The organism is Acinetobacter sp. AR2-3, assembly GCF_001878775.1.
GTDB classification, from domain to species: domain Bacteria; phylum Pseudomonadota; class Gammaproteobacteria; order Pseudomonadales; family Moraxellaceae; genus Acinetobacter; species Acinetobacter lwoffii_D.
This window is the reverse complement of record NZ_MJIQ01000034.1, coordinates 26,260-53,010: the sequence shown is the minus strand read 5'-3', so window position 1 is coordinate 53,010 and position 26,751 is coordinate 26,260. Positions and strand designations below refer to the sequence as shown.

Annotated in this window: 25 protein-coding genes and 1 pseudogene; 19 read left to right on the top strand and 7 right to left on the bottom strand. The window is 43.2% G+C overall.

Features of this window, described 5'->3' with window-relative positions; genetic code table 11:
* The first annotated feature begins 292 nt into the window (after positions 1-292).
* The 7 genes from BFN00_RS05080 (at position 293) to BFN00_RS05050 (ending at position 6,434) form a co-directional block, all read left to right on the top strand.
* A complete protein-coding gene (locus BFN00_RS05080; RefSeq protein ID WP_071850646.1) occupies positions 293-1,696 on the top strand; it encodes an amino acid permease in 1,404 nt (467 codons plus the stop codon).
* A 132-nt stretch (positions 1,697-1,828) separates the two neighbouring features.
* Positions 1,829-2,062 (top strand): LPS translocon maturation chaperone LptM, encoded by a 234-nt coding sequence (gene lptM, locus BFN00_RS05075; protein WP_071850661.1) that lies wholly within the window; start codon positions 1,829-1,831, stop codon positions 2,060-2,062.
* 24 nt (positions 2,063-2,086) lie between these two features.
* Complete coding sequence (gene lysA / locus BFN00_RS05070) at positions 2,087-3,331, top strand: diaminopimelate decarboxylase (RefSeq protein ID WP_071850645.1); 1,245 nt, start codon at positions 2,087-2,089, stop codon at positions 3,329-3,331.
* Between the two features lie 12 nt (positions 3,332-3,343).
* Complete coding sequence (gene dapF, locus BFN00_RS05065) at positions 3,344-4,189, top strand: diaminopimelate epimerase (RefSeq protein WP_071850644.1); 846 nt, start codon at positions 3,344-3,346, stop codon at positions 4,187-4,189.
* An 88-nt stretch (positions 4,190-4,277) separates the two neighbouring features.
* Complete coding sequence (locus tag BFN00_RS05060) at positions 4,278-4,883, top strand: alpha/beta fold hydrolase (RefSeq protein ID WP_071850643.1); 606 nt, start codon at positions 4,278-4,280, stop codon at positions 4,881-4,883.
* The gene (xerA, locus tag BFN00_RS05055; RefSeq protein ID WP_071850642.1) at positions 4,884-5,819 is read left to right on the top strand and encodes a site-specific tyrosine recombinase/integron integrase; all 936 of its coding nucleotides are present in this window, start codon (positions 4,884-4,886) and stop codon (positions 5,817-5,819) included. It abuts the gene before it with no gap.
* 231 nt (positions 5,820-6,050) lie between these two features.
* A complete protein-coding gene (locus BFN00_RS05050) occupies positions 6,051-6,434 on the top strand; it encodes a hypothetical protein (RefSeq protein WP_004731804.1) in 384 nt (127 codons plus the stop codon).
* A 208-nt stretch (positions 6,435-6,642) separates the two neighbouring features.
* Here the strand turns inward: BFN00_RS05050 and BFN00_RS05045 are convergent, their stop codons facing one another.
* Positions 6,643-7,137, bottom strand: a complete 495-nt coding sequence (locus tag BFN00_RS05045; RefSeq protein WP_004645712.1) for an Lrp/AsnC family transcriptional regulator — start codon at positions 7,135-7,137, stop codon at positions 6,643-6,645.
* A gap of 112 nt (positions 7,138-7,249) precedes the next feature.
* Here BFN00_RS05045 and BFN00_RS05040 point away from each other — a divergent pair, with 112 nt between their 5' ends.
* The 6 genes and pseudogenes from BFN00_RS05040 to BFN00_RS05015 all read left to right on the top strand — a co-directional run bounded on the left by BFN00_RS05040 (position 7,250) and on the right by BFN00_RS05015 (position 14,719).
* Positions 7,250-7,855, top strand: coding sequence for a LysE family translocator (locus BFN00_RS05040; protein ID WP_071850641.1), 606 nt, complete (start codon positions 7,250-7,252; stop codon positions 7,853-7,855).
* A gap of 522 nt (positions 7,856-8,377) precedes the next feature.
* Positions 8,378-9,130, top strand: coding sequence for an electron transfer flavoprotein subunit beta/FixA family protein (locus tag BFN00_RS05035; RefSeq protein ID WP_004731799.1), 753 nt, complete (start codon positions 8,378-8,380; stop codon positions 9,128-9,130).
* An 18-nt stretch (positions 9,131-9,148) separates the two neighbouring features.
* Complete coding sequence (locus BFN00_RS05030) at positions 9,149-10,081, top strand: FAD-binding protein (RefSeq protein ID WP_071850640.1); 933 nt, start codon at positions 9,149-9,151, stop codon at positions 10,079-10,081.
* A 179-nt stretch (positions 10,082-10,260) separates the two neighbouring features.
* Positions 10,261-10,922, top strand: a pseudogene (locus BFN00_RS05025) (hypothetical protein).
* A 320-nt stretch (positions 10,923-11,242) separates the two neighbouring features.
* A complete protein-coding gene (gyrA, locus tag BFN00_RS05020) occupies positions 11,243-14,224 on the top strand; it encodes a DNA gyrase subunit A (protein ID WP_071850639.1) in 2,982 nt (993 codons plus the stop codon).
* 69 nt (positions 14,225-14,293) lie between these two features.
* On the top strand, positions 14,294-14,719 hold the full coding sequence (locus BFN00_RS05015) for a DUF3887 domain-containing protein (protein ID WP_071850638.1): 426 nt from the start codon (positions 14,294-14,296) through the stop codon (positions 14,717-14,719).
* A 27-nt stretch (positions 14,720-14,746) separates the two neighbouring features.
* Here the strand turns inward: BFN00_RS05015 and BFN00_RS05010 are convergent, their stop codons facing one another.
* From BFN00_RS05010 to BFN00_RS04995, 4 genes are read right to left on the bottom strand one after another with little or no spacing between them, the layout of a single operon-like run.
* A complete protein-coding gene (locus tag BFN00_RS05010) occupies positions 14,747-15,847 on the bottom strand; it encodes an ABC transporter permease (protein ID WP_071850637.1) in 1,101 nt (366 codons plus the stop codon).
* Positions 15,844-16,974: an ABC transporter permease gene (locus BFN00_RS05005; RefSeq protein ID WP_071850636.1), complete on the bottom strand. Its 1,131-nt coding sequence runs from the start codon at positions 16,972-16,974 to the stop codon at positions 15,844-15,846. Before BFN00_RS05005 ends, BFN00_RS05010 begins: the two co-directional genes overlap by 4 nt.
* The gene (locus tag BFN00_RS05000; protein WP_071850635.1) at positions 16,974-18,104 is read right to left on the bottom strand and encodes an HlyD family secretion protein; all 1,131 of its coding nucleotides are present in this window, start codon (positions 18,102-18,104) and stop codon (positions 16,974-16,976) included. The genes BFN00_RS05005 and BFN00_RS05000 overlap by 1 nt, the downstream gene beginning before the upstream one ends.
* Before the next feature lie 11 nt (positions 18,105-18,115).
* Entirely contained in the window at positions 18,116-19,576 is a 1,461-nt protein-coding gene (locus BFN00_RS04995; RefSeq protein ID WP_071850634.1) for a TolC family protein, read from the bottom strand.
* A gap of 360 nt (positions 19,577-19,936) precedes the next feature.
* Here BFN00_RS04995 and serC point away from each other — a divergent pair, with 360 nt between their 5' ends.
* Positions 19,937-21,016 (top strand): 3-phosphoserine/phosphohydroxythreonine transaminase, encoded by a 1,080-nt coding sequence (gene serC / locus BFN00_RS04990; RefSeq protein WP_071850633.1) that lies wholly within the window; start codon positions 19,937-19,939, stop codon positions 21,014-21,016.
* 40 nt (positions 21,017-21,056) lie between these two features.
* A complete protein-coding gene (locus BFN00_RS16225) occupies positions 21,057-21,188 on the top strand; it encodes a hypothetical protein (RefSeq protein WP_257221144.1) in 132 nt (43 codons plus the stop codon).
* Between the two features lie 410 nt (positions 21,189-21,598).
* On the opposite strand, the gene BFN00_RS04985 is transcribed toward BFN00_RS16225, so the two are convergent.
* Positions 21,599-22,531 (bottom strand): hypothetical protein, encoded by a 933-nt coding sequence (locus tag BFN00_RS04985; RefSeq protein WP_071850632.1) that lies wholly within the window; start codon positions 22,529-22,531, stop codon positions 21,599-21,601.
* A 250-nt stretch (positions 22,532-22,781) separates the two neighbouring features.
* Between BFN00_RS04985 and BFN00_RS04980 the strand changes: the two genes are divergently transcribed.
* Together BFN00_RS04980 and BFN00_RS04975 are read left to right on the top strand one after the other, a co-directional pair.
* Positions 22,782-23,267 (top strand): YaiI/YqxD family protein, encoded by a 486-nt coding sequence (locus tag BFN00_RS04980; protein WP_171260766.1) that lies wholly within the window; start codon positions 22,782-22,784, stop codon positions 23,265-23,267.
* 21 nt (positions 23,268-23,288) lie between these two features.
* The gene (locus tag BFN00_RS04975; protein ID WP_071850630.1) at positions 23,289-24,203 is read left to right on the top strand and encodes a DMT family transporter; all 915 of its coding nucleotides are present in this window, start codon (positions 23,289-23,291) and stop codon (positions 24,201-24,203) included.
* A 9-nt stretch (positions 24,204-24,212) separates the two neighbouring features.
* On the opposite strand, the gene BFN00_RS04970 is transcribed toward BFN00_RS04975, so the two are convergent.
* On the bottom strand, positions 24,213-24,776 hold the full coding sequence (locus BFN00_RS04970; RefSeq protein WP_004279140.1) for a PilZ domain-containing protein: 564 nt from the start codon (positions 24,774-24,776) through the stop codon (positions 24,213-24,215).
* Positions 24,777-24,802: 26 nt separating this feature from the next.
* On the opposite strand from BFN00_RS04970, the gene BFN00_RS04965 reads away from it, so the two are divergent.
* Positions 24,803-26,038: a lipoprotein-releasing ABC transporter permease subunit gene (locus BFN00_RS04965; RefSeq protein WP_004645695.1), complete on the top strand. Its 1,236-nt coding sequence runs from the start codon at positions 24,803-24,805 to the stop codon at positions 26,036-26,038.
* The gene (gene lolD / locus BFN00_RS04960; RefSeq protein WP_004645694.1) at positions 26,031-26,714 is read left to right on the top strand and encodes a lipoprotein-releasing ABC transporter ATP-binding protein LolD; all 684 of its coding nucleotides are present in this window, start codon (positions 26,031-26,033) and stop codon (positions 26,712-26,714) included. The genes BFN00_RS04965 and lolD overlap by 8 nt, the downstream gene beginning before the upstream one ends.
* Positions 26,715-26,751 lie beyond the last annotated feature (37 nt).

The window sequence follows — 26,751 nt, the reverse complement described above, 5'->3', positions numbered from 1 at the left end:
TGTAGTTCGAGGTATTGATTAAAAAGCAATTGCTATGCCAGATGCATTCATCCTAAATGCATAAATTGGCTGAATAGTGTTTTATTTTTTACACAGTTTTAAAAATTTGACAAGAAATTACTCGAATCTTTCAGGTCAAAAATAAAGCAAAAATGTAACTGGAGAGCGATATAAGAAAAATAAATTAACTTCTTCAATTAATCAGGAAATACAAATGATGCAAATTTTATTTTTGTATTCAGCATTTTTTACGTTAATTTGTCGCGAGTAAAACTCAAAGTTGTAATTAATAATGTCAGAAAAATATAACAATTCATCGGCAGAGCACGGTGAATTAAAGCGGAGTTTGTCCAATCGGCACCTACAGTTAATTGCCATTGGGGGCGCCATCGGAACCGGCCTGTTTATGGGTTCGGGTAAAACCATCAGTCTTGCAGGTCCTTCGATTCTGGTGATCTATATGATCATCGGTTTTATGGTCTTTCTGGTGATGCGTGCATTGGGGGAATTGTTACTTTCCAATTTGCAATATAAATCATTTATTGATTTTGCCACGGATCTGATCGGGCCTTGGGCGGGATATTTTGTTGGCTGGACCTACTGGCTCTGCTGGATCACCATCGGGATCGCAGATCTGTCAGCCATTATTTATTATCTGCAATTCTTCAATAATGGTTTGCCCTTTAGCCCTGAAGAAGGCGTCATGATCAGTGTTGCCGCGATTGTGTTTATCATGGGGCTGAATCTGGTCACGGTAAAACTGTTTGGTGAAATGGAATTCTGGTTTGCCCTGGTCAAAATTATCGCCATTGTGGTGCTGATTGCCGTTGGCCTGTGGATGGTGTTTACCGGTTTTACCAATGATGCCGGTACGGTCGCATCCTTTAGTCATATCTGGGATCATGGCGGGATATTCCCAACAGGGGGATATGGTTTCTTGGCTGGATTCCAAATCGCCATTTTCGCCTTTGTCGGGGTAGAGCTGGTGGGGACTACAGCAGCTGAAACCAAAGACCCCGAAAAGAACCTGCCGAAAGCGGTGAACTCTATTCCGATTCGTATCATTATTTTCTATGTATTGGCATTGTTGATTGTGATGTCAGTGACTCCATGGAACCAGATTGACCCGAATGTTTCGCCCTTTGTAAACCTGTTCAGTCAGGCTGGCATTGCAGCGGCTGCGATTATCATGAACCTGGTGGTGTTGTCCTCGGTGATGTCCTCGATGAACAGTGGCGTATTCTCGACCAGTCGTATGCTGTTTGGCCTGTCACGTGAAGAGCAGGCACCGGTTGCCTTTGGTCGCCTGAACCGTCGCGCGGTCCCTGCAAATGCCCTGTATTTCTCTGCCGTGTGTTTGTTGCTGGGTGCAGCACTCCAGTATTTTGTTCCGGATACCGTTCGGGCCTTTACCTTGGCCACAACTTTATCCACGATTCTGTTTATTTGTGTCTGGATCATCATTATCTGGAGCTATATCGTGTATTACAAAACACGTCCAGAACTACATGCTAAATCAACCTTTAAGCTGCCAGGTGGTTTAGTGACCTGTTGGATCGTGATTATTTTCTTCCTGAGCATGATTGTGGTCTTGGCACTGGAAGAGGATACCCGTCAGGCACTGATGATCAGTCCGATCTGGTTTATCCTGCTAATCATTGGATATTTTGGTTTCTATAAACAGAAACATAAATAAACCTTATCAATAAAAACGTCAGCGATCTGCTGGCGTTTTTTTTTGTCTAAAGATACTCTCTAGCGTTTAACGCTTGGGTCATGCCGAATGATCGCGTTATACTTCATCGAAACTATTACATTAGGTGGTCAGATGCGCCAAGTCATTTGCTACATCAGTATCTTAGCGACAGGTCTTGCTCTTGCAGGTTGTGGACAGTCAGGGGCTTTGCACTTGCCGAATGATCCGAATTACGACAAGCGTGCCAAGTATCTGTTATACAAAAATACTGAAACTGAGCCTAAAGCGTCCGATGAAGAACGAGAGACACCTGTGCAACAACAGTTTGCTGCACCTACCGATTCAGACGTTAAAACCACACCATAACGCTTTCACAGAAAGGATACCTTCATGAGTTTCACCCGCATTAATGGGGTATTGCACGCTGAGCAATGTTCATTACAACAGCTCGCGGAGCAATTTAGCACACCACTCTATGTTTATTCCAAAGCCACTTTGGAAAAGCATTTTTTAGATATGGACCGTGCTTTTAACTTTATCGATCATCAAATCTGTTTTGCGGTAAAGTCCAACTCTAATCTTGCGGTATTGAATGTATTGGCCAAACAGGGCGCCGGTTTTGATATTGTGACGGGTGGTGAATTGGCGCGTGTGCTGAAAGCTGGTGGTGAGCCTTCGAAAATCGTATTTTCGGGCCTGGGTAAATCTGAAGCGGATATCAAAAAAGCGTTGGAAGTCGGCATTGCCTGCTTTAACGTCGAATCTTATGCCGAGCTGGATCGTATCCAGAAAGTTGCGGCTGAATTAAATGTCAAAGCACCGATTTCATTGCGTGTGAATCCGGATGTCGATGCCAAAACCCATCCTTATATTTCAACCGGCTTAAAAGAAAATAAATTCGGTATTCCATCGGATAGCGTATTTGAAACTTATCAATATGCAGCGTCATTGCCAAATCTGGATGTGGTCGGGATTGACTGCCATATTGGTTCACAGTTGACTGAAACCCAGCCATTTGTGGATGCACTGGATCGTGTCATTGTCATGATCGACCAGTTGAAAGAACGGGGAATCACCCTTAAACATATCGATATCGGTGGTGGTCTGGGTGTGACGTATAAAGATGAGACACCACCATCGGTTGAGGAATATGCTAATGCACTGCGTCCGGCTCTAGAAAAGTTGGGCTTGAAAGTGTATATGGAACCGGGACGTAGTATTTCTGCCAATGCTGGTGTGTTACTGACTAAAGTAGATCTATTAAAACCGACCAATCATCGTAATTTCGCGATCATTGATGCAGCGATGAATGACCTGATTCGCCCTGCGTTATATGAAGCATGGATGGACATTCAATCTGTTACACCTCGTACCGATGTCGAAACGAAAGAATGGGATGTCGTGGGCGCAATTTGTGAAACTGGCGATTTCTTGGGTAAGGAGCGTGAGCTTGCCATTAAAGAAAATGATGTACTGGCGGTACTCGGTGCCGGTGCATATGGTTTCGTCATGAGCTCAAATTACAACAGCCGTGGTCGTGCTGCTGAAGTAATGGTCGACGCTGACCAGGCGCATTTGATTCGTGAACGTGAAACGATTGAATCACTCTGGGAACGTGAGCGTTTATTGCCTTAAGGATAAATCAGGATGTTATTAGAATTTACCAAGATGCATGGTCTGGGCAATGACTTTATGGTGGTTGATCTGATCAGCCAGCGTGCTTATTTAGACACTTTGACCATTCAGCGTTTGGCCAATCGTAACTTCGGCATTGGTTTTGATCAACTCTTGGTGGTTGAGCCACCCGATGTCCCAAGTGCAGACTTTAAATATCGGATTTTTAATGCCGATGGTTCAGAAGTGGAACAATGTGGTAATGGCGTGCGCTGTTTTGCCAAATTTGTGCATGATCGTCAGCTCACCACCAAAACCAAAATCAAGGTACAAACCAAATCAGGCATTGTAGAGCCTGAATTGGGTGCGAATGGTTGGGTACGGGTCAATATGGGCTATCCAAAATTCCTGCCTCAGGAAATTCCATTCCTGGCCGATGCACCGGAAAGCCTATATGACATCGATCTTGCTGGCGGTGAAAAGCTGACCATTGATGTGGTCAATATGGGGAATCCACATGCGGTGACAATTGTACCGGATGTGATCGCTGCTGATGTCGCACGTATTGGTCCACAAGTTGAATCACATGCGCGCTTCCCGGCACGAGTCAATGCTGGCTTTATGCAGATTATTGATGAAAAACATGCACGTTTACGCGTGTACGAGCGTGGTGTAGGCGAGACCTTGGCTTGTGGTACAGGTGCCTGTGCTGCCGCAATTTCAGGTATGCGCCGTGGTCTGCTGTCGAGTAAAGTCGAAGTTGAACTGGCACGTGGCAAGCTGCAAATTGAGTGGAAAGAAGGTGATGTGGTCTGGATGACCGGGCCAACGGCGACCGTGTATGAAGGACGTCTGGATTTACGTTATTTCCAGGGTTAAGCTTGGTTCCGCTTGAGAAAAAAGCACTGTCTGATCGATGGTGCTTTTTTTTATGCTAGGATGGGAAAAACCGTAGAATTTGAATGAGATGAATAAGCTTGTTTTCCTGCCGGGTGCTTCAGGAAGCCAGCACTTTTGGCAGCCATTAAGGGCAGCATTAACCAAATATACAGATCAGCAAGTCATTGCCTATCCGGGTTTTGATGGCGTAGCGCCAAATTTAGCCATTCAAAACCTGTATGATCTGCATGAATTCGTGAAAGAAAAAATTGAGAATGATTCCATTCTGATTGCCCAGTCTATGGGTGGTGTATTGGCCATTGGATTGGCACTTAAGCATCCACAGAAAGTCAAAGGACTGGTATTGTTGGCGACATCTGGTGGTCTGAATTTAAAAACATTTCATTGTGCAGATTGGCGTAGAGATTATCGTGAACAATTTAAAACAGCACCGGACTGGTTTGTACAAGACCAAACTGAATTTAGCTGCGTTCAGCTCGCAAGTCTGGACGTTCCGATCTTGCTGATCTGGGGAGATCATGATCCTTTAAGTACTGTTCAGCTTGGACAATACTTGGCAGGAATTTTTAAAAATGCAAAACTGTATATTATCCAAGGTGGAGATCATTTCTTTGTCAATACTCATGCAGGTCAGGTTGCAATGCTGATTCAAGGTTATCTGGAGCAATTCTAAATGGAGCAAGCAGTGATTGTGCCACCTCAACTCTTGCTCAATATGTGGCTGAAAGAACGTGAAATTCAAAACCAGTCCAAACATACCTTACAAGCCTATGAGCGTGATGTCTCGGATTTTTTAGAGTTTTGCCAGCGTGAACAGCTTAATTTAAACGATGTAGAAGCCACCGATTTACGCCAGTTTCTGGCTGAAAAAGTGGAACAGCATCAGCTCAGTCCTAGCAGCCTGCAACGTATGCTTTCGGCTATTCGCCAGTTTATGAAATGGGCCGAGCAGGCTCAGCATATGGCTTTTAATCCGGCGGATGATTTTCAGTTAAAACGTCAATCGCGTCCTTTGCCGGGCATGGTGGATATTGAAACCGTCAACCAGATTATAGATCAGCCTGCGCCTGAAAATGAAATACAGCAGCAAATGTGGCTCCGGGACAAAGCGATTTTGGAATTGCTTTATTCGAGTGGGCTGCGTCTGGCAGAACTGCAAAGCCTGAGAATTAAAGATATTGATTTCAACCGGCAGTTATTACGCATTACTGGTAAAGGCAATAAAACCCGGATAGTGCCTTTCGGTTCCAAGGCCAAAGACAGCGTGATGGCCTGGTTGCAAATCTATCCTTTATGGAATGGTGATTTTGTGCCGGAGGCGAATGTATTTATTACCCAGAAAGGCAATCCGCTTGGTGCACGGCAAATTGAAAATCGGGTCAAGTTTCAGGCGCAGCGCGCAGGCGTGAATGTAGATTTACATCCACATTTATTAAGACATTGCTTTGCCAGTCATATGTTGTCGAATAGCCGGGACTTACGCGCGGTGCAGGAAATGCTGGGACACAGTAATTTAACCACCACGCAAATTTATACTCATGTCGATTTTGATCATCTGGCCCAAATTTATGATCAGGCTCATCCACGTGCGCAGCATAAAGAAGATTGATCATGTGCCAAGTTGTAAAGAATAAAAATCATGAAAATTGTATTTTTGGCACAAAACGTTCATATATAAACCTTAAAATGGAATTGAACTGAACATTGGCGTTTGGGTACGCATTTCACTATTGTCTTATTCGTTAAATGCGCCATTTCAGGTATAACAATAAATAGTATTTAATATTTAAAATGAAATATTGCTGAGCGGCGTCTCAGTATTTGACCGATGGGAGGTGACATGGACACACTGGTAATTGCAGATATAGAGCAAAAATATGCACAGTTAAGTGAAGCTCAAAAAGAAATGTTTGCAGGTTATGGTTTGCGACAAATCAAGCATTTTGTGGACATTAGCTTACCCAATCTTGAAGCGACCTTACCTGAAGGTGCCATCATTCAAGGGATTAATGCCGATGGAAAAGTTCAGGCCTTTAATGCGGCGACTGGACAATACTATTTATGGATTTCTGACCTGCAATGGCAATTGTCGAATCGTGCGACTCAGGCAGTCGATTTAAAAGAAGATGCGATTGCGATTTGGCAAATTTTTGAACTGGCAGACTATGAGCTGGTAGATTTAAGCCATGTCCATCGTGATTTTTTAGCACAAGAAACTGAGTAAATTCTGAAGCATCCACACAACATAAAAATAAGATTCAGTCCTGTGGTTTGGCGTTGTTCAAGAGGAAAAGGTTGTCTTCTATAGGCAACCTTTTCTTAGGGTAGAACTTGCCATCTATGCGCTTGCAGCACAGGTTATGGTTTAAGCAAGCTACGAGTATGTAAATCTTAAATTAAGAACATAGCTTCGTTATCTAAAATCAGTTTGTCTATAAATCTTCTAAAGGTAGCTGAAAACTCTGTTTAATAATCTGGCTGGGTAAATCCGTTTTGACACTGGTAATACCATTTTTTTTGGTCAGATGGGTCGACTGGAATTTCCGGTAACTTTCCAGATCAGGCACCACGACTTTCAACATGGCATCACTTTCCCCCAAAATGATGTAGCACTCCATCACTTGCGGCAATTCTTTCATCGCCTCAATAAAGGTATCAATGGTTTCAGCGTCCTGACCGACTAACCAGATGCGCGAAAATAAAATCAGCTGAAAACCAATTTTTTGTTGGTCGACAATAGTGGTGTAGTTCTGAATCACGCCTGCATCTTCCAGTAATTTCACCCGGCGTAAACAGGATGAAGGTGAAAGTCCGATTTCACGTGCCAGATCATTATTCTGAATACGGCCATTGGCCTGTAAATGTCGAATGATATTTTTATCAATTCGATCAAGTTTTACCCGCACAGACTTGGTGGATATTTTCATAAATTAGAATAATATTCGAAAAATAATACTTATTATAAAATAAATTGAAAGCCAATTTTGTAAAAAATCGCAGATACTTATTTCACTTTCTGGAGTTTGAAAGGAAAAGGAAATGTCTGTATTTGTACTCTTTGCACTGACCGTGCTTCCCCTGATTTTTACGCCTGGACCCGATATGTTATTTATCCTGTCTCAAGTGATGGGTAAAGATGCAAAAGCAGGCATGATGGCAACCTTAGGTGTGTGTTGCGGTTATCTGGTGCATTCTATTCTGGTGGCACTCGGAATTGCGGCTATTATTGTTTCTTTTCCGGTCCTGTTTGAAACGATTCGCTGGCTTGGGATCGCGTATCTGTTGTATTTGGCCTTTAATTTGCTCAAATCGGTATTCAGTAAAAATGCGCTGAACATTGAGAAAAAGACATCGGCCAATCCGATTAAAAAAGGTTTTTTTACCGCACTGCTAAATCCGAAAGGCATGTTGATTTATTTTGCGATTTTGCCGCAGTTTATTGATAAATCAGCCAATACTGTCAGCCAAGGTTTGATCCTGTCCTTTATTTTTATCAGTCTGATTTTTGTAGTGTATTGTAGCTTAAGTATTTTGTTCAGCAAAATCAGCCAAAAAACCCAAATGGATGAACGTAAACAAAAATGGGTAGATGGAACTTCTGGTGGTTTACTGGCACTTGCCGCAAGCTGGTTAATCATTAATTAATCGGATTGCAAAGAAGCATACTGTTCGCAGTATGCTTTTTTTATAATTGTGAAGATTTGAAATTAAATATTCACTTTGTCGGCGTAGAATTCAATGCGCTGGTTTATTATTTGGTCAATTTGTCTTTATATTAGGTTTAATTCGCTCTCAAAAAGAGTTCTGTCCAAAATGACAAAAGCTGACATACGTATATTCCGGCTGTTTTGCTTCAAGCTGCTATAAATCAATTTAAATTAAAACTGATCAATCAAAACTTCTGATGTGATTAATCAGATAAAAAAATAATATAAATCAATGCTTAAATTTTAAGTAAATGTTTATACATTTCATGTAATAAATGGATAACAATTAATTGTGAACGCATCGTTCAGGTAAATTTACGCATTTTTACAGCTCTTTGTTGAATTGTGACTTGACCGAAATGCCGTACACATTGCAAGATAGGGCACCTAAAAAAATTTAAGTGAAGAGTTACACTAACTTTTCTCAACATTTACATTTGCTAAAACAGCCGAGGATTACATGAAGGCTCTTGTTGCTGTAAAACGTGTGGTTGATGCCAACGTTAAAGTTCGTGTTAAACCGGACAACAGTGGTGTTGACTTAACCAACGTTAAAATGTCAATTAACCCATTCTGTGAAATCGCAGTGGAAGAAGCGGTTCGTTTAAAAGAAAAAGGAACTGTTTCAGAAATCATTGTTGTTTCTATTGGTCCTAAAGAAGCCCAAGAACAAATCCGTTCTGCAATGGCGCTTGGTGCTGACCGCGGTATTCTGGTTGAAGCTGATGACAGCCAACTGGGTGCGCTGGAAATCGCTAAAATTCTGAAAGGCGTTGTTGACGCTGAACAACCACAATTGATCCTTCTGGGTAAGCAAGCAATTGATGATGACTCGAATCAGGTTGGTCAGATGCTTGGCGCTCTAATGGGTGCAGGTCAAGGTACATTCGCTTCTGAAGTAAAAGTAGATGGCGACAAAGTACAAGTAACACGTGAAGTAGACGGCGGTTTACAAACTGTTGAGCTGACACTTCCAGCAATCATTACCACTGACTTGCGTTTGAACGAGCCTCGTTATGCGGCACTTCCAAACATCATGAAAGCGCGTAAAAAACCGCTTGATACCAAGTCACCTGCAGATTTCGGTGTAAACCCTGCAACTAAACTGAAAACAGTGAAAGTTGAATCACCTGCAGAGCGTAAAGCTGGCGTACAAGTGAAGTCTGTAGACGAGCTTGTAGAAAAATTGAAAAACGAAGCGAAAGTGATCTAATACAGAAGGATAAAAATCATGAGTATTTTAGTTATCGCTGAGCACGACAACAAAGCATTAAACGCTGCTACTTTAAACGTTGTTGCTGCGGCGCAAAAAATCGGTGGTGATATCACTGTATTGGTTGCTGGTTCTGGCGCTCAGGCAGTTGCTGACCAGGCGGCTAAAGTTGCGGGTGTAAGCAAAGTATTACTTGCTGATGACGCTGCTTATGCAAACCAATTGGCTGAAAACGTGGCTAAACTTGTTGCTGAATTAGGTAAAGGCTATACACATATCCTTGCTGCTTCTACGACGACTGGTAAAAACATTTTGCCACGTGCAGCTGCACTTCTTGATGTAAGCATGATCACTGACATCATCGCGGTAGATGGTCCTAAGACTTTCAAACGTCCGATCTATGCAGGTAACGCAATTGCGACTGTAGAATCAGGCGAAAACATCGTATTGGCGACTGTTCGTGGTACGGCATTTGATGCTGTAGCTGCTGAGGGCGGTTCTGCTGCTGTTGAAGCTGCTGCGTCTACGGGTGATGCGGGTATTTCTAAGTTTATCAACGAAGAAATCGTAAAATCTGAACGTCCTGAACTGACAGCTGCGCGTATTGTAGTTTCTGGTGGTCGTGGTGTAGGTTCTGGTGAGAACTATCACAAAATCCTTGATCCGTTAGCTGACAAGCTTGGTGCTGCTCAAGGTGCATCACGTGCTGCGGTAGATGCTGGCTTCGTACCAAACGATATGCAAGTCGGTCAAACGGGTAAAATCGTTGCACCTGACCTGTACATCGCTGTAGGTATCTCTGGTGCGATTCAGCATTTGGCGGGTATGAAAGAATCTAAAGTGATCGTTGCGATCAACAAAGATGAAGAAGCGCCAATTAACGCAGTTGCTGACTACTGGTTAGTCGGTGACCTGAACAGTGTTATTCCTGAATTGGTTTCTAAAATCTAATTCCTGAATCGGGTTCAAAAAACGCTCTTGTGCAGGCAGTGAAAGCAATGCTTTTCTGTTTTGTCCAAGGGCGTTTTTTTATGCAAAAATTTTAAAAATACTCGGCAGTCGAAACTAGAGTATTTCATTTGCGTGAAAAGTGATAAAATTCCGGTTTGGTTTTTCTCCTGTTTTTAATCATGTCCTTTTCCAAAGCCGCCCATATCCTGTTCATTAGTTTTCTGCTGATTGCGCTTTATCTGGGTATTTGCATTCATACTGCCCTGAATGCACCGCCTGTGCGGTGACTCAGTATTTATTTAGTGAATCAGGCGCTTTTGAAGTCATGAGTCCATGGTTATGGTACTTGCTGGCAGTGCTGTGTTTGCTTAATGTTGAAATCAAACCTAATACCCGAGTGTTTACGGCTATAGCAGCGACATTGTTGGGATTACGGGAAATGGATTTCCATAAGCAGGTGTTTGAAATGAGTTTTATCAAAACTAATTTCTATCGCAGTGCTGAAATTCCGCTCATGGATAAGCTGCTCGGATTTATTTTATTGCTCGGCATTATTTTTGTCTTTCTGGTACTGGCGAAAAAGCTGGTTCAAACCATACGAAGCATGAAGAATTCTTTGAATATTGCACATTTTTTTATCTTTCTCACCATTGCCTGTGGCGGACTGAGCAAAGTGCTCGATCGCACGACCTCAACCCTGAAAGAAGAATTCGGCATCCAGTTGGTGCCACATACTCAAATCATGATTATGACCATTGAGGAAGGGGTAGAAATGTTATTGCCAGTTTTATTGATTGTGGCCGTGCTGAGCTATCGTAAAGTACTGAACCAGGCACAATAAAAATATAGAAAAAACGATGAAGATGCGCCAGTTGATTGGCGCATTTTGTTTTTGTACTCCTGTATTTCTCAAAATTTTGAGTATTGAAAAATCCTGTCTGGATGCACTGATTTTCTGTTTTGAAATAACAAGAAAATGATCACTAAAATGAAGATAATTAACAAGGTTAAGCTGAATATTTCGACACAAAAATACAAGTGTTTATGCTATAATTTAGGGCTGTATTTTAGTTTTTAACTCAGTCGTTTGAGTTAATGATTTTGCTAGTTTTACGACATATAAATACAAGCCAAAATTGGCTTGTAGAATAAGGAGTATGCATGAGCGTATCGGAAATTAGACCGATTGCCATTGAGGATGAACTTAAAAGCTCATATCTCGATTATGCGATGAGCGTGATTGTGTCACGTGCATTGCCCGATGTACGAGATGGTTTAAAACCTGTTCATCGTCGTGTGCTTTTCGCAATGCACGAATTAGGCAATGACTATAACAAAGCTTATAAAAAGTCTGCACGTGTAGTCGGTGACGTGATCGGTAAATATCACCCGCATGGTGATTCTGCCGTATACGAAACCATTGTACGTATGGCGCAAGATTTCAGCTTGCGTTACCAATTGGTTGATGGTCAAGGTAACTTCGGTTCGGTCGATGGCGATAGCGCAGCAGCCATGCGTTATACCGAAGTGCGTATGCGTAAACTGACCCACGAACTGTTAGCGGATCTTGAAAAAGATACCGTTGAGTGGGAAGACAACTACGATGGCTCTGAGCGTATTCCTCAGGTGATGCCAACCCGTGTACCGAACTTATTGATTAATGGTGTTACCGGTATTGCAGTCGGTATGGCGACCAATATGGCCCCGCATAACATGACTGAAGTGGTGAATGCGTGTCTGGCCTATGCCAATGATCCTCAGATCAGTATCGAAGGGTTGATGGAGCATATTTCTGGTCCGGATTTCCCGACAGGCGGTATCATTTACGGTAAATCAGGCATTGTCGATGCATACCGTACCGGTAAGGGCCGTTTGCATATTCGTGGTAAGTACCATTTCGAAGAAGATCCGAAAAATGGCCGTACCACGATTGTCTTCACTGAAATTCCATATCAGGTCAATAAAGCAAAAACCATTGAGCGTATTGCTGAACTGGTCAAAGAGAAAAAACTGGAAGGCATTTCAGAGCTTCGTGACGAGTCTGACAAAGACGGTATGCGTATCGCGATTGACCTGAAGCGCGGTGAAAACGCCGAAGTGATCGTGAACAACCTGTTCCAGAACACACAACTTGAAAACTCTTTCAGCATCAATATGGTTTGCCTGGACAATGGCCAACCAAAATTGATGAACCTGAAAGACATCATTGCGGCATTTATCCGTCACCGTCAGGAAGTGGTCACGCGTCGTACCATGTTCGAATTACGCAAAGCGCGTGAACGTGGGCATATCTTGGAAGGTTTAACCGTTGCCCTGGCGAATATTGATGCCATCATCGAAACTATCAAGAGTTCTGCGAATCCGGCTGAAGCGCGTGAGCGTTTGCAGGCAGGTGAGTGGGCAGGTGGCGGTGTTTTGGCCTTGCTGGAAAAAGCCGGTTCAGTTTCTGTGCGTCCGGATGAGATTGAAGGTGAAGACCCAAGTCGCCCATTTGGTTTGGATGGCGAGATTTATCGTTTGTCACCAACCCAGGTGAATGCAATTATGGAACTTCGCTTGCATCGTTTAACTGGTCTGGAACAAGACAAGTTACATGCTGAATATAGTGAAATCCTGTCACAAATTGCTGAACTGACTGCAATTTTGAATGACTTTAATCTGTTGATGAACGTGATTCGTGAAGAGCTGGCATTAATTCTTCAGCAGTATGGCGATGCACGTAAAACGTCGATTGTCGAGTCACGTATCGATTTCTCTCGTGAAGATCTGATTCCTGAAGAGCAAATGGTGCTGACGGTATCGAAATCAGGTTATGCGAAAACACAACCATTGTCTGACTATGCTGCGCAGCGTCGTGGTGGCCGTGGTAAATCTGCGACCAGCATGAAAGAAGATGATTACATTCAACATCTGATTGTGACGTCAAGTCATGCGACGGTACTTTGCTTTACCAACGTTGGTAAGGTCTATCGTCTGAAAGTCTATGAAGTGCCGCAAGCATCACGTGGTGCCAAAGGTCGCCCAATGGTGAACTTGCTGCCACTGGATGAAAACGAGACTATTACCGCGATCTTGCCGGTGATCGATGCGCCGAAGAAATTCAAGGAACGTCTGGCTGACTTCAAGGCATTTGTCAAAGCTAATGCAGCGCAGTTGCAAAACAATGAAGTAATCAATGCTCATTTTGCCGAGCTTGAAGCAGCGCTGACAGAATCTGAAGACGGTGCGGATGATATTTCTGATGCATTGCGTATCCAATTGAAACAGTTGGGCTTGGAGCTTTCTGCAACAGATCTTGATGATGACATCATCAATGACTTTGCTCAGCAGGCTGAAGCGGTACGTAAAAACTTCTATGTGTTTATGGCGACTGAATACGGTACGATTAAACGTGTAGAGCTTGAACAGTTCTCGAATGTTCGTTCAAACGGTTTACGTGCGATTGAGCTGAATGGCGATGACACCCTGATTGGTGTAGCGATTACCGACGGCGAACAGCAAATCATGTTGTTCTCGAACGAAGGTAAAGCCATTCGCTTTGCTGAGACTGATGTGCGTTCAATGGGCCGTTCTGCCAAAGGTGTACGTGGTATGCGCGTGACCATTGGTGCAGCTGCACAGCTAGAAGAAAATGATGAAACTGAGATCGAGTCTGATGACGAAGATGGTTCAGATTCAGCATTGATTAGCCGAATCGTATCACTGGTTGTTGTACCTGAAACTGGCGAAGTACTGTGTGCATCTGAAAATGGTTATGGTAAACGTACGCCTGTAGATGACTTCCCGACCAAGAAACGTGGCGGTAAGGGCGTGATTGCGATCAAGACCTCTGAACGTAACGGTCAATTGGTGGGCGCTGTTGCCATCGATGCTTCTAAAGAACTTATGCTAATCTCTGATGGCGGTACGCTGGTTCGTACCCGTGCATCTGAAGTGGCGCAAACCGGTCGTAACGCACAGGGTGTTCGTCTGATCCGCCTAGGTAATGAGGAATTGCTGGTTGGTGTCGTTTCAATCGAAGCGGTTGAAGAAGATGAGTTTGTTGAAGCGATTGAAGGTGCAGAATCTTTAGTAGCAGAAACAGATGTAGCAGCTGAAACTGAGCAAGTTGCAAAAGATGGTGAAAATTCAGTAGAAGAATAAGTTTTTTACTGATAAAAAGGGCGCTTCGGCGTCCTTTTTTATAAACCTTGACTGCTATAAGGGTAAGCGATGAAAACCAAATTAATGTTGTTGGCAGCAGCGGTTGCATTGACTGGCTGTAATTCAATGGACAATATTCCGAATCCGAGTCCTGAACAGGAAAAGGCGGCACAGCTAGCCTATGAGGATTTGCGTGACGGGAAATATGAGGAATTTCTGGATCAGTTAGAACCGCAGTTGCAAACCCAGTTTAAGGATAATGAAAAGCTGATGAAACGCTTTTCACGTTCAATTCCTCAAGGTGAATACAAGTCTAAGACTTTAATGACCAAAGAGATTGAAGAAGCAACTAATCAGCCTGGGCAATATAAGGTCAGCTATGAAATTGCCTATCCGGAGAATCTGGTTCAGTATGATGTGAGTTTTGACAAGCCGAATGGCAGCAACAAGATTCGTAATTTCAATATTCAGGTCTTTGGCGAGTCAAATAAATAAGTGGAATAGGAGCATTACTATAATGCTCTATCTGCTTTGATGACTAGAAATTAAACGTCGATAAGCCAGGAAAAAGCACAAGCTGCCGATCATTCCAAGATAAAGCAATTTAGGCAAGACCAGTGTTGTAGGCACACCCATCTGATTGAGTTGAATAAACGTCTGCACAATTTGGGTAGAGGGCAGGATTTCGCCAACGACTTGCATCCAGGTGGGCATGGCAGCATGCGGCCAGGCCGCACCAGATAAAAAGAACAGTGGAATGGAAGTAAACACAATTACATGACCCGCACGCTCTGGCAGATCCAGAAAACTGGCAAATAGGCAGGTCATGCCAATTATTGTGTAGATAAAAACCGCAACAGCCAGTAGCATCCCGAACAGGTTGCCACCGCGCGGATAATCAAACAGCCAGAAGCTGAAACCGAATAAATAGAAACATCCCAGACAGCCGATGGTGAAGACGGCTAAGCACATCCCAGTCAATGCATTTACGTTTAATTCTATTTTTCTTTCCCGATATACCAAAATCAGCATACTCAAACCTAAAAGAATGGTTTGGTGGATAATTAAGGGTGCAACCGCAGGAAAGACATAACTGCCATAGCCGGACAGCGGATTAAATAAAGGAATTTGATGCACAGAAAGAGCAGGTGAAAAATCCGAGACCTCGCCAAAGCGTTCAGTATAGTCTGCCAACGTTTGCTCAACCGATGTGGCTAAGCCCAGACCAATTTGTTTGGTCACTAAAAAGTTGGCTGTGCTTAAATACAGGCCAATGCCACCTGTTTCACCATGCCTTAAGCTTTGCGATAAATTGTCCGGTAGCAGTAAAATGCCATCAGCTTTTTGTGACTCCACCCCTTGTTTGGCTTCGGCAAAATTTCCGGTAATCGCCTGAATTTCGACATTGGGGCTTTGTGCCACCTGACCAATAATGCGGGTACTTAAGCTACTTTGTTCTTCATCGACAATAATAATCGGTAAGGCTTCAGCCTGCTGTGCCTGATAAGCGGTTGGATAAAAAAAGCTGTAAAACAAGACGGATAGAATCAGCGTGGTAAAGATCGTGCCGTGACTGACGATATCTTTAAAGCTTTGTAGATAGTAAAACCAAAGGGATTTCATGGTGTTGCTCCTTTGGCGATTTTTTTAAGAAACAGATAAGCCAGCAGAGCGTAGACTAGGGCATAGATCAGCAGCATTAATCCAGCTGGCAGTGAAATATGCAATGGACTACCAATCACCCATTGTTCAGTTTGTAATTTGGCATAGGGCGTGAACGGAATAATATTGGACCAAAACTGGGTGAATAGGGGCGCATTATTTAAAGGTAAAGTCACACCGGCAAAACTTAAAGATGAACCACCATAGACCGCAATGATGCCAAAAGATTTACTTAAATCTTTGGTTGCCAGAACCACTGCACTGCTTAAAAATGCATAAGCGCTATACAGCAGAAATTGCGCCAATAGAATCAGGCTGAGTGAGCCGGCAACAAACCAGCCGCGAATTTCAATCAGCCAGAACATCCAGATCCAGGTCCATAGACTAAAAATAGCCACATAGACCAGGTTCTTAGACAGTAATGCCATCCAGATGGATGAGTTGCTAATCCAGCTTGTTAAGGTCTGCCGCTTCAGTTCCTGACCGACGGAAAATGCCACACAACAACACAGTAGTAAATGCAGAATTGCCGGAATGACATAGGGTTCCAGATAGAATTCATAATTCAGCTGCGGATTATACAGTGGCGATATTTTGATATGCGGTGACGGTGCTTCGAGAGAGGGCAGCCGGTTCCCCAGATATTGCTGTCCGCTAAATTCAGCCAGTGCTTGCAGGGTACTAACCAGCATGGCAGACGAAATGGTATTTCCGATACTGAAATAACTCTGGTTAAAGGCAATACTGATGTCAGCATCCTGAGCACGAACCAGACGTTGCTCGGCGCCGCTTGGAATATGGATATAACCCCAAATTTTATTTTGATTTAACAGGCGCTCAATTTCAGCTGTTTGTTCCGACACCGTAACAATTTTCAGAGTATGATTCAGTGCCACATGCTGATAAATGCTTTGACTCAGCGCACTCTGGTCTTGATCAATAATCGCAATCGGTAAATGATCCGGTTTCCCTTGAGCAAACATGCTGCTGAATAAAATAATCACCAGTGCAGGTGCCAGCGTGACCAGACACAGATCCCATTTTTCGCGGAGCAGATAGCGCAGTTCGCGCCATATACCCGTCCACATTATCGGGTCTCTTTCAGTTTAAATAATACGCTCATCCCGACTTTCAGTTCAGGAATCGCTGGTGCGGGCACAAGATGCAGCTTAAAACTGCGCACATCATAACCGCCGGTTTGGCGTGTGGTCTTAATGGTGGCAAATTCACCTTCAGCACTGATCTGCTTGATTTTAAAAGTGGCGGTTTTATCTAGGGCGGGAATATAACCTTCAATACTGCTCATTTTCTGAAACGGGGCATATTGGTCTTCACGAATATTCAGGCTCACCCACATTTGATCTTCAATCAGGCTGACCACAGGGACTGCGGTGGCTACCAGCTCCGAGACTTTGCCATAGGTTTTAGACACCGTTCCGTTTACAGGTGCTACTAATTGGGTTTCTGCCTCTAATGCATTGGCTTCATCCAGCGCAGCCTGGGCAATATCTACCTGTGCATCGGCAGAACTCTTTTGCTGCGAGGTGCTGCCACGTTTGGCACGTGCGTATTGCTGATACGCCGCTTCAGTCATTTGCGCCGCTGATTGACTGGCTGCAAATAATTCATCACGGCGCTGGCGTGAGATCACACCTTCCTTAAATAAATTTGCACCACGCTCATAAGAAACTTTGGCTAAATTTTGCTGTGCTTTCAGCGATTGCCAGTTGGCATACAGACTGGCGATATTTTCTTCCTGCGAGCCACGTTCAGCAGTCGATTGTAAGGCTAGCGCAGATTGTAAAGCCGCTACGGCTTGCTGTTTTTTGGCCTGAATTTCCGGGCTGTTTAAGCGCACCAGCACATCGCCTTTTTTGACCCGCTGACCTTCTTCTACATAGATTTCTTCAATACGGCTTGGCACTTTGGTCGCCACCTGAACCGTTTCAGCTTCTACACGACCCTGCAATTCCAGCGGAGCCGGTTGGTAGCTTTTCCATAATCCAAATGCGATGACTGCCAGCAGAACTGGAATTAGGGCGAGCAATAAATATTTTTTCTTTTTAGCGATTTCAGGAGCTTGTTGTTGCTCGGTCGAAGTCGTCGCGTTGTTTTCTATTTCAGTTTTTGTTTCTACCTGTTGCGCAGGCGATTTTTCTGTATCGCTGGATGAAGCCGCTTCATTCACAGGATCATTGGGCTTTTGATCTTCGTTCATGTTCGGCTCCATTAGCGAATATAGTGAGTGTTGGTATGTTGGATGTAGTTCGGAAATTCTGCAATCGAGCCATGGCTTTGTAATAGTGTGGCCAGTGACATCACATATTTGTAAGCATTCAAGGCAGTTTCGGCTCGTAGTCCGCTCAGCATATTTTGTGCATCGATGACCTGTATGGCGGTGCCCATATCTTCTTTAAAGGACAATTCTTGGATGCGTAAATTTTCCTGTGCGGCTTTCAAGTTTTGTGCCAGAAGCGCATCACTTTGCTGTGCACTGAGTGCTTCGCTATAAGATTTATAAATCAGATTTTCAATTTCCTGCTGGGTGCGTGCAGTGAGAAGTTCTGTGGCAGAGCGTTTGAGTTCGGCAGCCTGAATATTTTTGTTTTTATCGATCCCGGAAAACAGGTTATAGCGTGCGGCAATCCCGACAATCCAGTTTTCATTTTGATCCAGACTATATTCGCCAAAAGCAAAAACATTCGGTTTTTTTGCCGCTTGCTGGGCTTTGACATTGGCTTGAGCCAATTGGGTATCCAGCTGCATTTTTTGAATCAGCGCAGAGTTCTGACTAAAGGTTTTCAGCAGATGATTTAAGGCCTGTGGCTCGGTTTTATTGACAAATAAAGGCGTCGAAAGTTCGGTGATGCTACTTTCCTGAAGCAGATTATTGAGCTGGAACAGGGCAGCATTCAAATTGGCCTGCGTATTTTGCTGGCTGCGCTCGGCATTATTGCGTGCCACTTCAAACTGCATGCGGTGGCCTTTACTGATAAAACCTTGCTGTTCCATCTTTAAGGCATTGCGATAATGCTGCTGCATGGCATTCAGATTAAACAGTGCTGCTGCATGCATTTGCTTTTGAAGCTGTACATTAAAATAACTTTGAATCAGTTCAAGACGCTGCGTGTCTTGCTGCTGTTTGTTGCTGAGCTGACTACGACCGACCTGAATATTGGCGATTTCTTTGGCGCTACTTGTCAGCCCACCGGTATAAAGCGGCATCATGACTGAAACCGTCGGGCGAATCACCTGATCATCCAGCACGACATGCGAACTATCAGGAATTAAGCCAACTCCATTTTGGATAGGTGGTCTTAAACTATTTTTTAGCGGATCAGCAATAGCACCTAAGTTCAGTTCATCAATTCTATTATTTACACCATTGGTTAAGGATTGCTCTAAATTATTTTTTAATGCACCTAAAGGTAAATCGAGTTCATTATGAAAGGCATACGCACGAACATTCAGATCGACTCGTGGCAGACCTACGCCTTTTACTGCTTCAGCTTCAAGTTTTGAGGCCTGTTCCAGACTTTGATAGGCTTGGCTGCTATAAGAATTTTGCAACAACTGACGTTCAGCGTCATGAAAGCTGATGCTCTGTGCATGAGTAAAGCTGCCATACATCATCGATGCAAGCAGATTTAAACTCCAGACAAGCTGTCTTTTATTTTTCTTTAATTTCATAAAGTCGCTAAACTGATTTAAAGCCGGTAATGTTATCCCGCTAGTATAAATCAAAGGTATGCAGATAGAACTAGTGTAAAGTTATAGTATTGTTTCTTTTACATCTGTATTTCAAATACTTATCGGCTGTTTTTAATGGAATATCTAGAATCAAAAAATGGCTTAATCTTGAATATTTTCAATTGTGAGTGCAAAGATGATAAAAACAGCAGGCTAAAATACTGGTCAATTTATCTTGTGAATCTACATTGATTTTTTGACTCTATCTTGACTCATAGATTGAAATAATTTTGTGCAAGACCCTGCCAGATATGGTTAAATGCCATCATTTTATTGTGTTTCACTCTGAAAGGAAAAATCATGCGCGCGTACAACTTCTGTGCTGGTCCTGCTGCATTACCGACTGCCGTACTTGAAAAAGCTCAAGCTGAAATGCTTGACTGGCATGGCAAAGGTCTTTCGATCATGGAAATGAGCCACCGTAGTTCCGACTATGTTGCCATGGCTGAAAAAGCGGAAGCAGACCTGCGCAAACTCATGAATATTCCTGAGAACTACAAAGTATTGTTCTTGCAGGGTGGGGCATCACTACAGTTCTCGGCAATTCCATTGAACCTGCTTGGCAAAAACAACAAAGCAGACTATATCGATACCGGCATCTGGTCTGAAAAAGCCTTGAAAGAAGCGAAACGTTATGGCGATATCAATGTTGTAAAAGCAGGTATCCAAATTGATGGCAAATATGCGATCAGTGCACAAAGCGAATGGAATCTTTCTGATGATGCAGCTTATGTGCATTATGCGGATAATGAAACTATTGGCGGTCTGCAATTTTCTTCAATTCCTGAAACAGACAAGCCATTAGTGTGCGACTATTCATCTAGTATTTTATCTGCACCATTAGACGTTTCTAAATTTGGTTTGATCTATGCCGGTGCGCAAAAGAATATCGGGCCTGCTGGCTTAACGCTGGTGATCATTCGTGAAGATTTACTCGATCAAGCCAAACCAGAAATTCCAAGCATCTTGAAATATTCAGATCAAGCGAAAAATGGCTCAATGGTCAACACACCATCCACTTATGCATGGTACTTATCTGGTCTGGTATTCGAGTGGTTACTGGAAAATGGCGGCGTAGATGCCATGCACAAAGTGAACCTTGAGAAAGCCAACCTGCTTTATGGTTATATCGATCAAAGCGATTTTTATGCGAATCCAATCGCAAAAGCAAACCGTTCGATCATGAACGTACCATTTACCTTGGCCAATGCAGATCTTGAGAAACAGTTCCTGAAAGAAGCCGAAGCGCAGCATTTATTGAATCTTGCTGGTCACCGTTCGGTTGGCGGTATGCGCGCAAGTATTTATAATGCCGTGCCTTTAGAGGGTGTGCAGGCATTGGTGAACTTTATGGATGACTTTGCCAAACGCAATGGTTAATTCCTGAAACGAAAAAACCCAGCACAGGCTGGGTTTTTTTATGAATGCAATAATTTTAGAAAATAAAAGTATGCAGGATGAATCCGCAGATCAGCATCCCCAACATGAAAAAAAGGCAGGACATCATATCAATATTATAGCGGGAGCTAAGATGATGCTCGACCTGTTGTAATGTTTCTTCTTGCACGATTTTCATAGATATTTATTGTCCGATCTATTTATCGTTAATACTAATTTGTTGTGAGTATTTTTATCATAAAAAATTGATTAAATAAAGTACATTTTTGATTAAAGAGCATAAATTTTAATTTTATTTAAATATTAGATTTGCATGACATCTGATTATTTATATGAGAAATCAAATGCTTATTTTTACAAGATTTTTAAGGTTATTTTAAATATTTAAAATGAATTCATTTGAATTTAAAAATGTGGATAACTTGGTTTTTAATGAATTTAAATAGATTATTAAGCCAGAAAATATGTATAAAAAATAATCAAAAATTAAAATGACAAATAAGGATATAGATGGATTAAAAGAAGATACCCATCAAAATGAATATCTTCTTTTTCTGTTTGAACTTAGGCCGCTTTTCTATAAATATTGGCCTGAATCCACAAGTTGCCACGAATATACTGGCCAATCTGGAAGTCTCTGTACTGGTCATTCCGCGTTGCAATCCGGATCAAGGTCGCAGGCTGGCCTTCATCATGAATGAGGGGGACATCATAAAGGGTATAGTCCTGACCCATAAACTGCATAGTCGTTTTACCGACAATATTGCCCTGGAACCAGGCTTCATCTTCCTGACCCATGGTTTCGCCGTATAGATAAGCTACCATTTTAGAAAAATCTACGGTTACAGGTTCTTTATCTTCTTCGCACTGCGGCTGCCAGGCATCAATCTGTTCCTGCAAATTATCCGGTGCTACACCATTATTGGCAGCCAGAATATCATTCAAGGCACGGTGGTGCTTGATCGAAGCCGGATCATCAACCACCAGATGCTCATGATCTGCGACCGCTTCAAGTTCATAGGCCCAGCCATTCAGATTTACCACATAGGACTGGTCTTTTTCATAGTGCGGGTGATTGACGCTATACAGGCTATCGAAAGCGTAAATAATATTATTAGCACCCAGATTCAGGCGCAATACAGCCTGAGTATTGGATTTACAGCTAATAATCCGGTCAATCGTGGCTTTCACCTGATAAGGACTGTCAAAGCACGGAAATGCAGTTTTTACTACTTGAGGTTTGTTGTTTTCGACGGCAATCACTTGACTCAACTGTACCGCAGCTTTGCTCGGTCCCTGAATCAGCCAGGTCTCTGCATCCATATCACATTCTTGTGTACAAAGGCCCATCGGCATGATTGGTTCATCAAGAGCTTTGCCTAACCACTGTGGAACATCTGTGCCAGGGTTGTCGGTGAGCAAGGTCCAATGTTCGACATGACTACCGAAATTTTGATCATCAATGGTGATGATCTCTGGGCTATTCTGATTTTTCATATGCACAATTGATCTTGGATGATGTATTTATAGTTAATCGAGGGTCATTGCGATTTTTCAAGTCAATCGAATGAATTTTAAAATTAAAATGCCAGTCAAATGAAGTCAAATTTTTTTCTTGTGTGAATCACGCCAGTTTTACCGGGCACATACTTTTTAAAATATTGATGACAGATGCAATGAAAATGGAGCGATTTAATCATCAACCTGATCGTCTCAATTTGCTAGAATAACCATGATTAATACCTTAATGGGAAGCCCTGTGTTGCCATTCAAACTTTGGGTCGATGCCGATGCATTGCCCCGTATTCTGCGAGATGTGATTATTCGTGCTTCGGATCGCTATCAGCTAGAAGTCACTTTTGTTGCCAACCAACCAGTCGGAATAACTCCTTCGATCAGAATTAATTCAATTCAGGTGATGAGTGGGGCGGATGCTGCAGATAAAGAAATTATTCTGCGCATGAAAGAGCATGATATTGTCATGACCCAAGATATTCCCTTGGCTGCGGAAGTCATTGAAAAAGGCGGGATTGCGATTCATCCCCGTGGTGAAATTTATACTACAGCCAATGTCAAAGCGCGCTTACATCTGCGTGATTTTATGGACAGCTTACGCGGAGCGGGCGTGCAAACGGGCGGTCCGCCACCGATTTCAGAACGGGATAAACGCGAATTTTCCAGCGCACTCGATCAGACCATCCAAAAACAAAAACGTAAAACTTCCGCGCTTTAAGCCTTATTCAGAGTGACTCGCATGCCCACACAAACCAATATGATTGCCACCTATCTTTTATTGGTTTTTATCTGGGCGACGACACCGCTAGCTATTGTCTGGAGTGTGACGGATTTGCATCCGCTCTGGGCTTTGGCATTGCGTTTCTTTTTGGCTTTGCCTTTTGCATTTGCCTTGTTGTGGCTATTTAAAACCCGTTTTCCCTTAGATAAATTATCCATGCACAGTTACCTGGCTGGCGCATGCAGTTTTATCGGCTCACAGATTTTCACTTATCTGGCCACGGATTATCTGAGTTCAGGCGTTATTGCCCTGATGTTCGGACTGGCGCCGATTATTACCGGTTTAATTGGCCGTTTTGTATTTCAGCTTAAGCTCTATCCTTCGCAGTGGGGTGGTATGGCGATTGCCTTGCTGGGTCTGGGCATTATCTGTGTCGGTGGCAAAGATCAGCATATTCAGCCGATTGGCATAGGCCTGATGTTGCTCAGTGTTTTTATTTACTGTGTTTCGATGTTCTGGGTGAAAAAAGTTAATGCACCTCTCGAACCTATGGCACAAGCGGCCGGTTCTATTGCTGTTTCAGCGGTCATGGCCTGTACCATGTTGCTATTTATCTGGCAATTTGCACCGACCCAGATTCCGCAGGCTAAATCGCTGATTGGACTCAGTTATGCTGTAATCATGGCTTCCCTGATTGCGATGTTCTGTTATTTTAAACTGGTGCAGAAAATCAAGGCGACCACTTTGTCATTGACCACCGTATTGACGCCGATGCTGGCCTTATTTGTCGGGGTGATTCTGAATGATGAAAAATTATCGGGTGGAGCAGTCTTTGGCGTCGTTATCTTACTGGCTGGTTTGTTGTTATATTTTTCCAGAGAAATTAAAGCGAGCTATAACGCTCGCCTTTCATCACCCAGCAGCACTGACTAAAGCAGTAATTTAAACAAAGTGAGCCTTGACGCATTCACCCAGTTTGACCCGGTCTTGGGGATGCATGGTAATAAAATATGCACCAGTCCGATATTTGCCATTTTCTTCTTCGCGACTGTAGGCCACCTGAGCGGTTGCTGCAATATGGAAGAAATTTTCCGGATGACTCAAAGTCACGTGCAGATAGGTGCCTTCAGCGATAGGGCGCTCATTAAAGAAACTAAAACCGGTTTCTGAAAAGTTCACTTGCTCTGGTACAGGTAACATGCTTTGTACAATTGCGTCATACAAAGAACCGGTAATAAGGTTTAACTTTTGATTAAATAAGGATAAGATTCGAGCAATTTGTTGATCTTTTTCAGATAATTGTTCTAATTCGTAGTTAACCGCATGATCAAATTGATCTAGTTCTGCAAGTAGTAGAAAATAGCGGGGCAAGACGAAGTTAGGATCGTAAGGATCATTCAAGGCAACATCATCGGAAATAATCTGATAATTAATTCGTAAGGCAGCATCGATTCGAGACATGACGCGTCTTTCCGTAAATCCGTTTGGATGCTGTACATTTTCCATAATTTATTACCTCGGACTAGATGGTTATGTTCAAACCAATCTCGCTGTATATAGGGTTGAAATATACTCGCGCACGGCGTAGTAACCACTTCATTTCTTTTATCGCGTTGGTCTCAATGATCGGCCTCACACTCGGTGTGGCAGTCCTCATTACAGTGTTGTCTGTGATGAATGGTTTTGACCGAGAGTTAAAGAATCGTGTCTTAGGAATGATACCTCAAGCGACTGTTTCCTCAACACAAATTTTAACAAATTGGCCAGAACTTGCAAAGCAAATTGAAGGGCATGAGCATGTTCAGGGAGTCGCACCTTTTACTCAATTACAAGGCATGCTGACCGCACAGGGTCAGGTCGCCGGCATTATGGTCAGCGGGATTGAACCCGAGTATGAGAAAAAAGTTTCAATTATACAAAACCATATGGTTGAGGGCAGTATCGACAGCCTGAAAAAAGGTGAATTTGGTATTGTTTTGGGCAAGCAAATGACCGATGCCATGGGTGTGGGTTTAAATGACAATATTACTCTGGTTTTGCCAGAAGCCACCCCATCACCAGCTGGTGTCGTCCCGCGTTTCAAGCGTTTTAAAGTGGTGGGAATCTTCAGTATTGGTGCTGAAGTTGACTCGATGATGGGTTATATCGCTTTAAATGATGCCTCGACCTTGCTGCGTCTACCGGATGGTGCGCAGGGTGTGCGTATGAAGCTGGATGATATTTTCCTGGCACCACAAGTGTCTCAGGAAATTGTGCGTGATTTGCCGGGGAATTTCTATGCTTCGGACTGGACTTATACCCATGGTAATCTGTTCAGCGCGATTCAGATGGAAAAAGCCATGGTCAGCCTGCTTTTATTCCTGATCGTTCTAGTCGCGGCATTTAATATTGTGTCTTCACTGGTGATGGTGGTGACGGATAAAAAATCGGACATTGCCATTTTAAGGACTTTGGGGGCTTCACCTGCCACCATTACCAAAATCTTTATGGTGCAAGGTACCGTGATTGGGGTGATTGGAACTTGTGCAGGGGCCATCCTCGGGATTATTGCGGCAACCAGTATCAGTAGCTTTATTGGCTGGCTCAACAATACTTTAGGCCTGAATATGTTTGATGCCTATTTTATTAACTACTTACCTTCGTATCTGCGCTGGCAGGATGTCTTGGTGATTGTAGGCTTGTCACTGGCCCTTAGTTTTGTCGCGACAATTTATCCGGCTTTACGTGCAGCAAAAATTCAACCGGCAGAGGCTTTGCGTTATGAGTAATCTGATTTTAGATGCCCAGAATATTCACAAATCCTTTACCGATGGCAAGGCCACTGTCGATGTGATTCGTGGCTTGTCGCTACAGGTAAAAGCGGGTGAATTTGTCTCTATTGTCGGTTCAAGTGGTTCAGGTAAAAGTACCTTATTACATGTTCTGGGCGGGTTGGATCGTCCGACTTCGGGTCAGGTCATGGTGAATGGCCGCCGTTTTGATACCTTGTCTGAAGCAGAACGCGGTTATGTGCGGAATGAGCATTTGGGCTTTGTTTATCAGTTTCATCACCTGTTGCCAGAATTTACGGCACTGGAAAATGTGGCCATGCCGCTGATGTTACGCGACAACATGAAGTTTAAGGAAGCCAAACAGCAGGCCGAATATTTGCTGGAACGTGTTGGTCTTTCGCATCGTCTGACTCACAAGCCGGGTGAATTATCCGGAGGTGAGCGTCAGCGTGTAGCTTTGGCGCGTGCAGTGGTCGGTAAACCTAAACTGATGATGGCCGATGAACCGACCGGAAATCTAGACCGCAAGACTGCAGCAAAGATTTTTGAACTGCTGACCGAATTACAACGTGAGTTCAATATGGCGATGCTGATTGTGACGCATGATGAACAGCTGGCCCATGCTGCAGACCGGATTTTACATATGCAGGATGGTCTCTGGATTGAACCATAAATAACGAGAATATTCGCATTTGATTGAAGCTCACTCC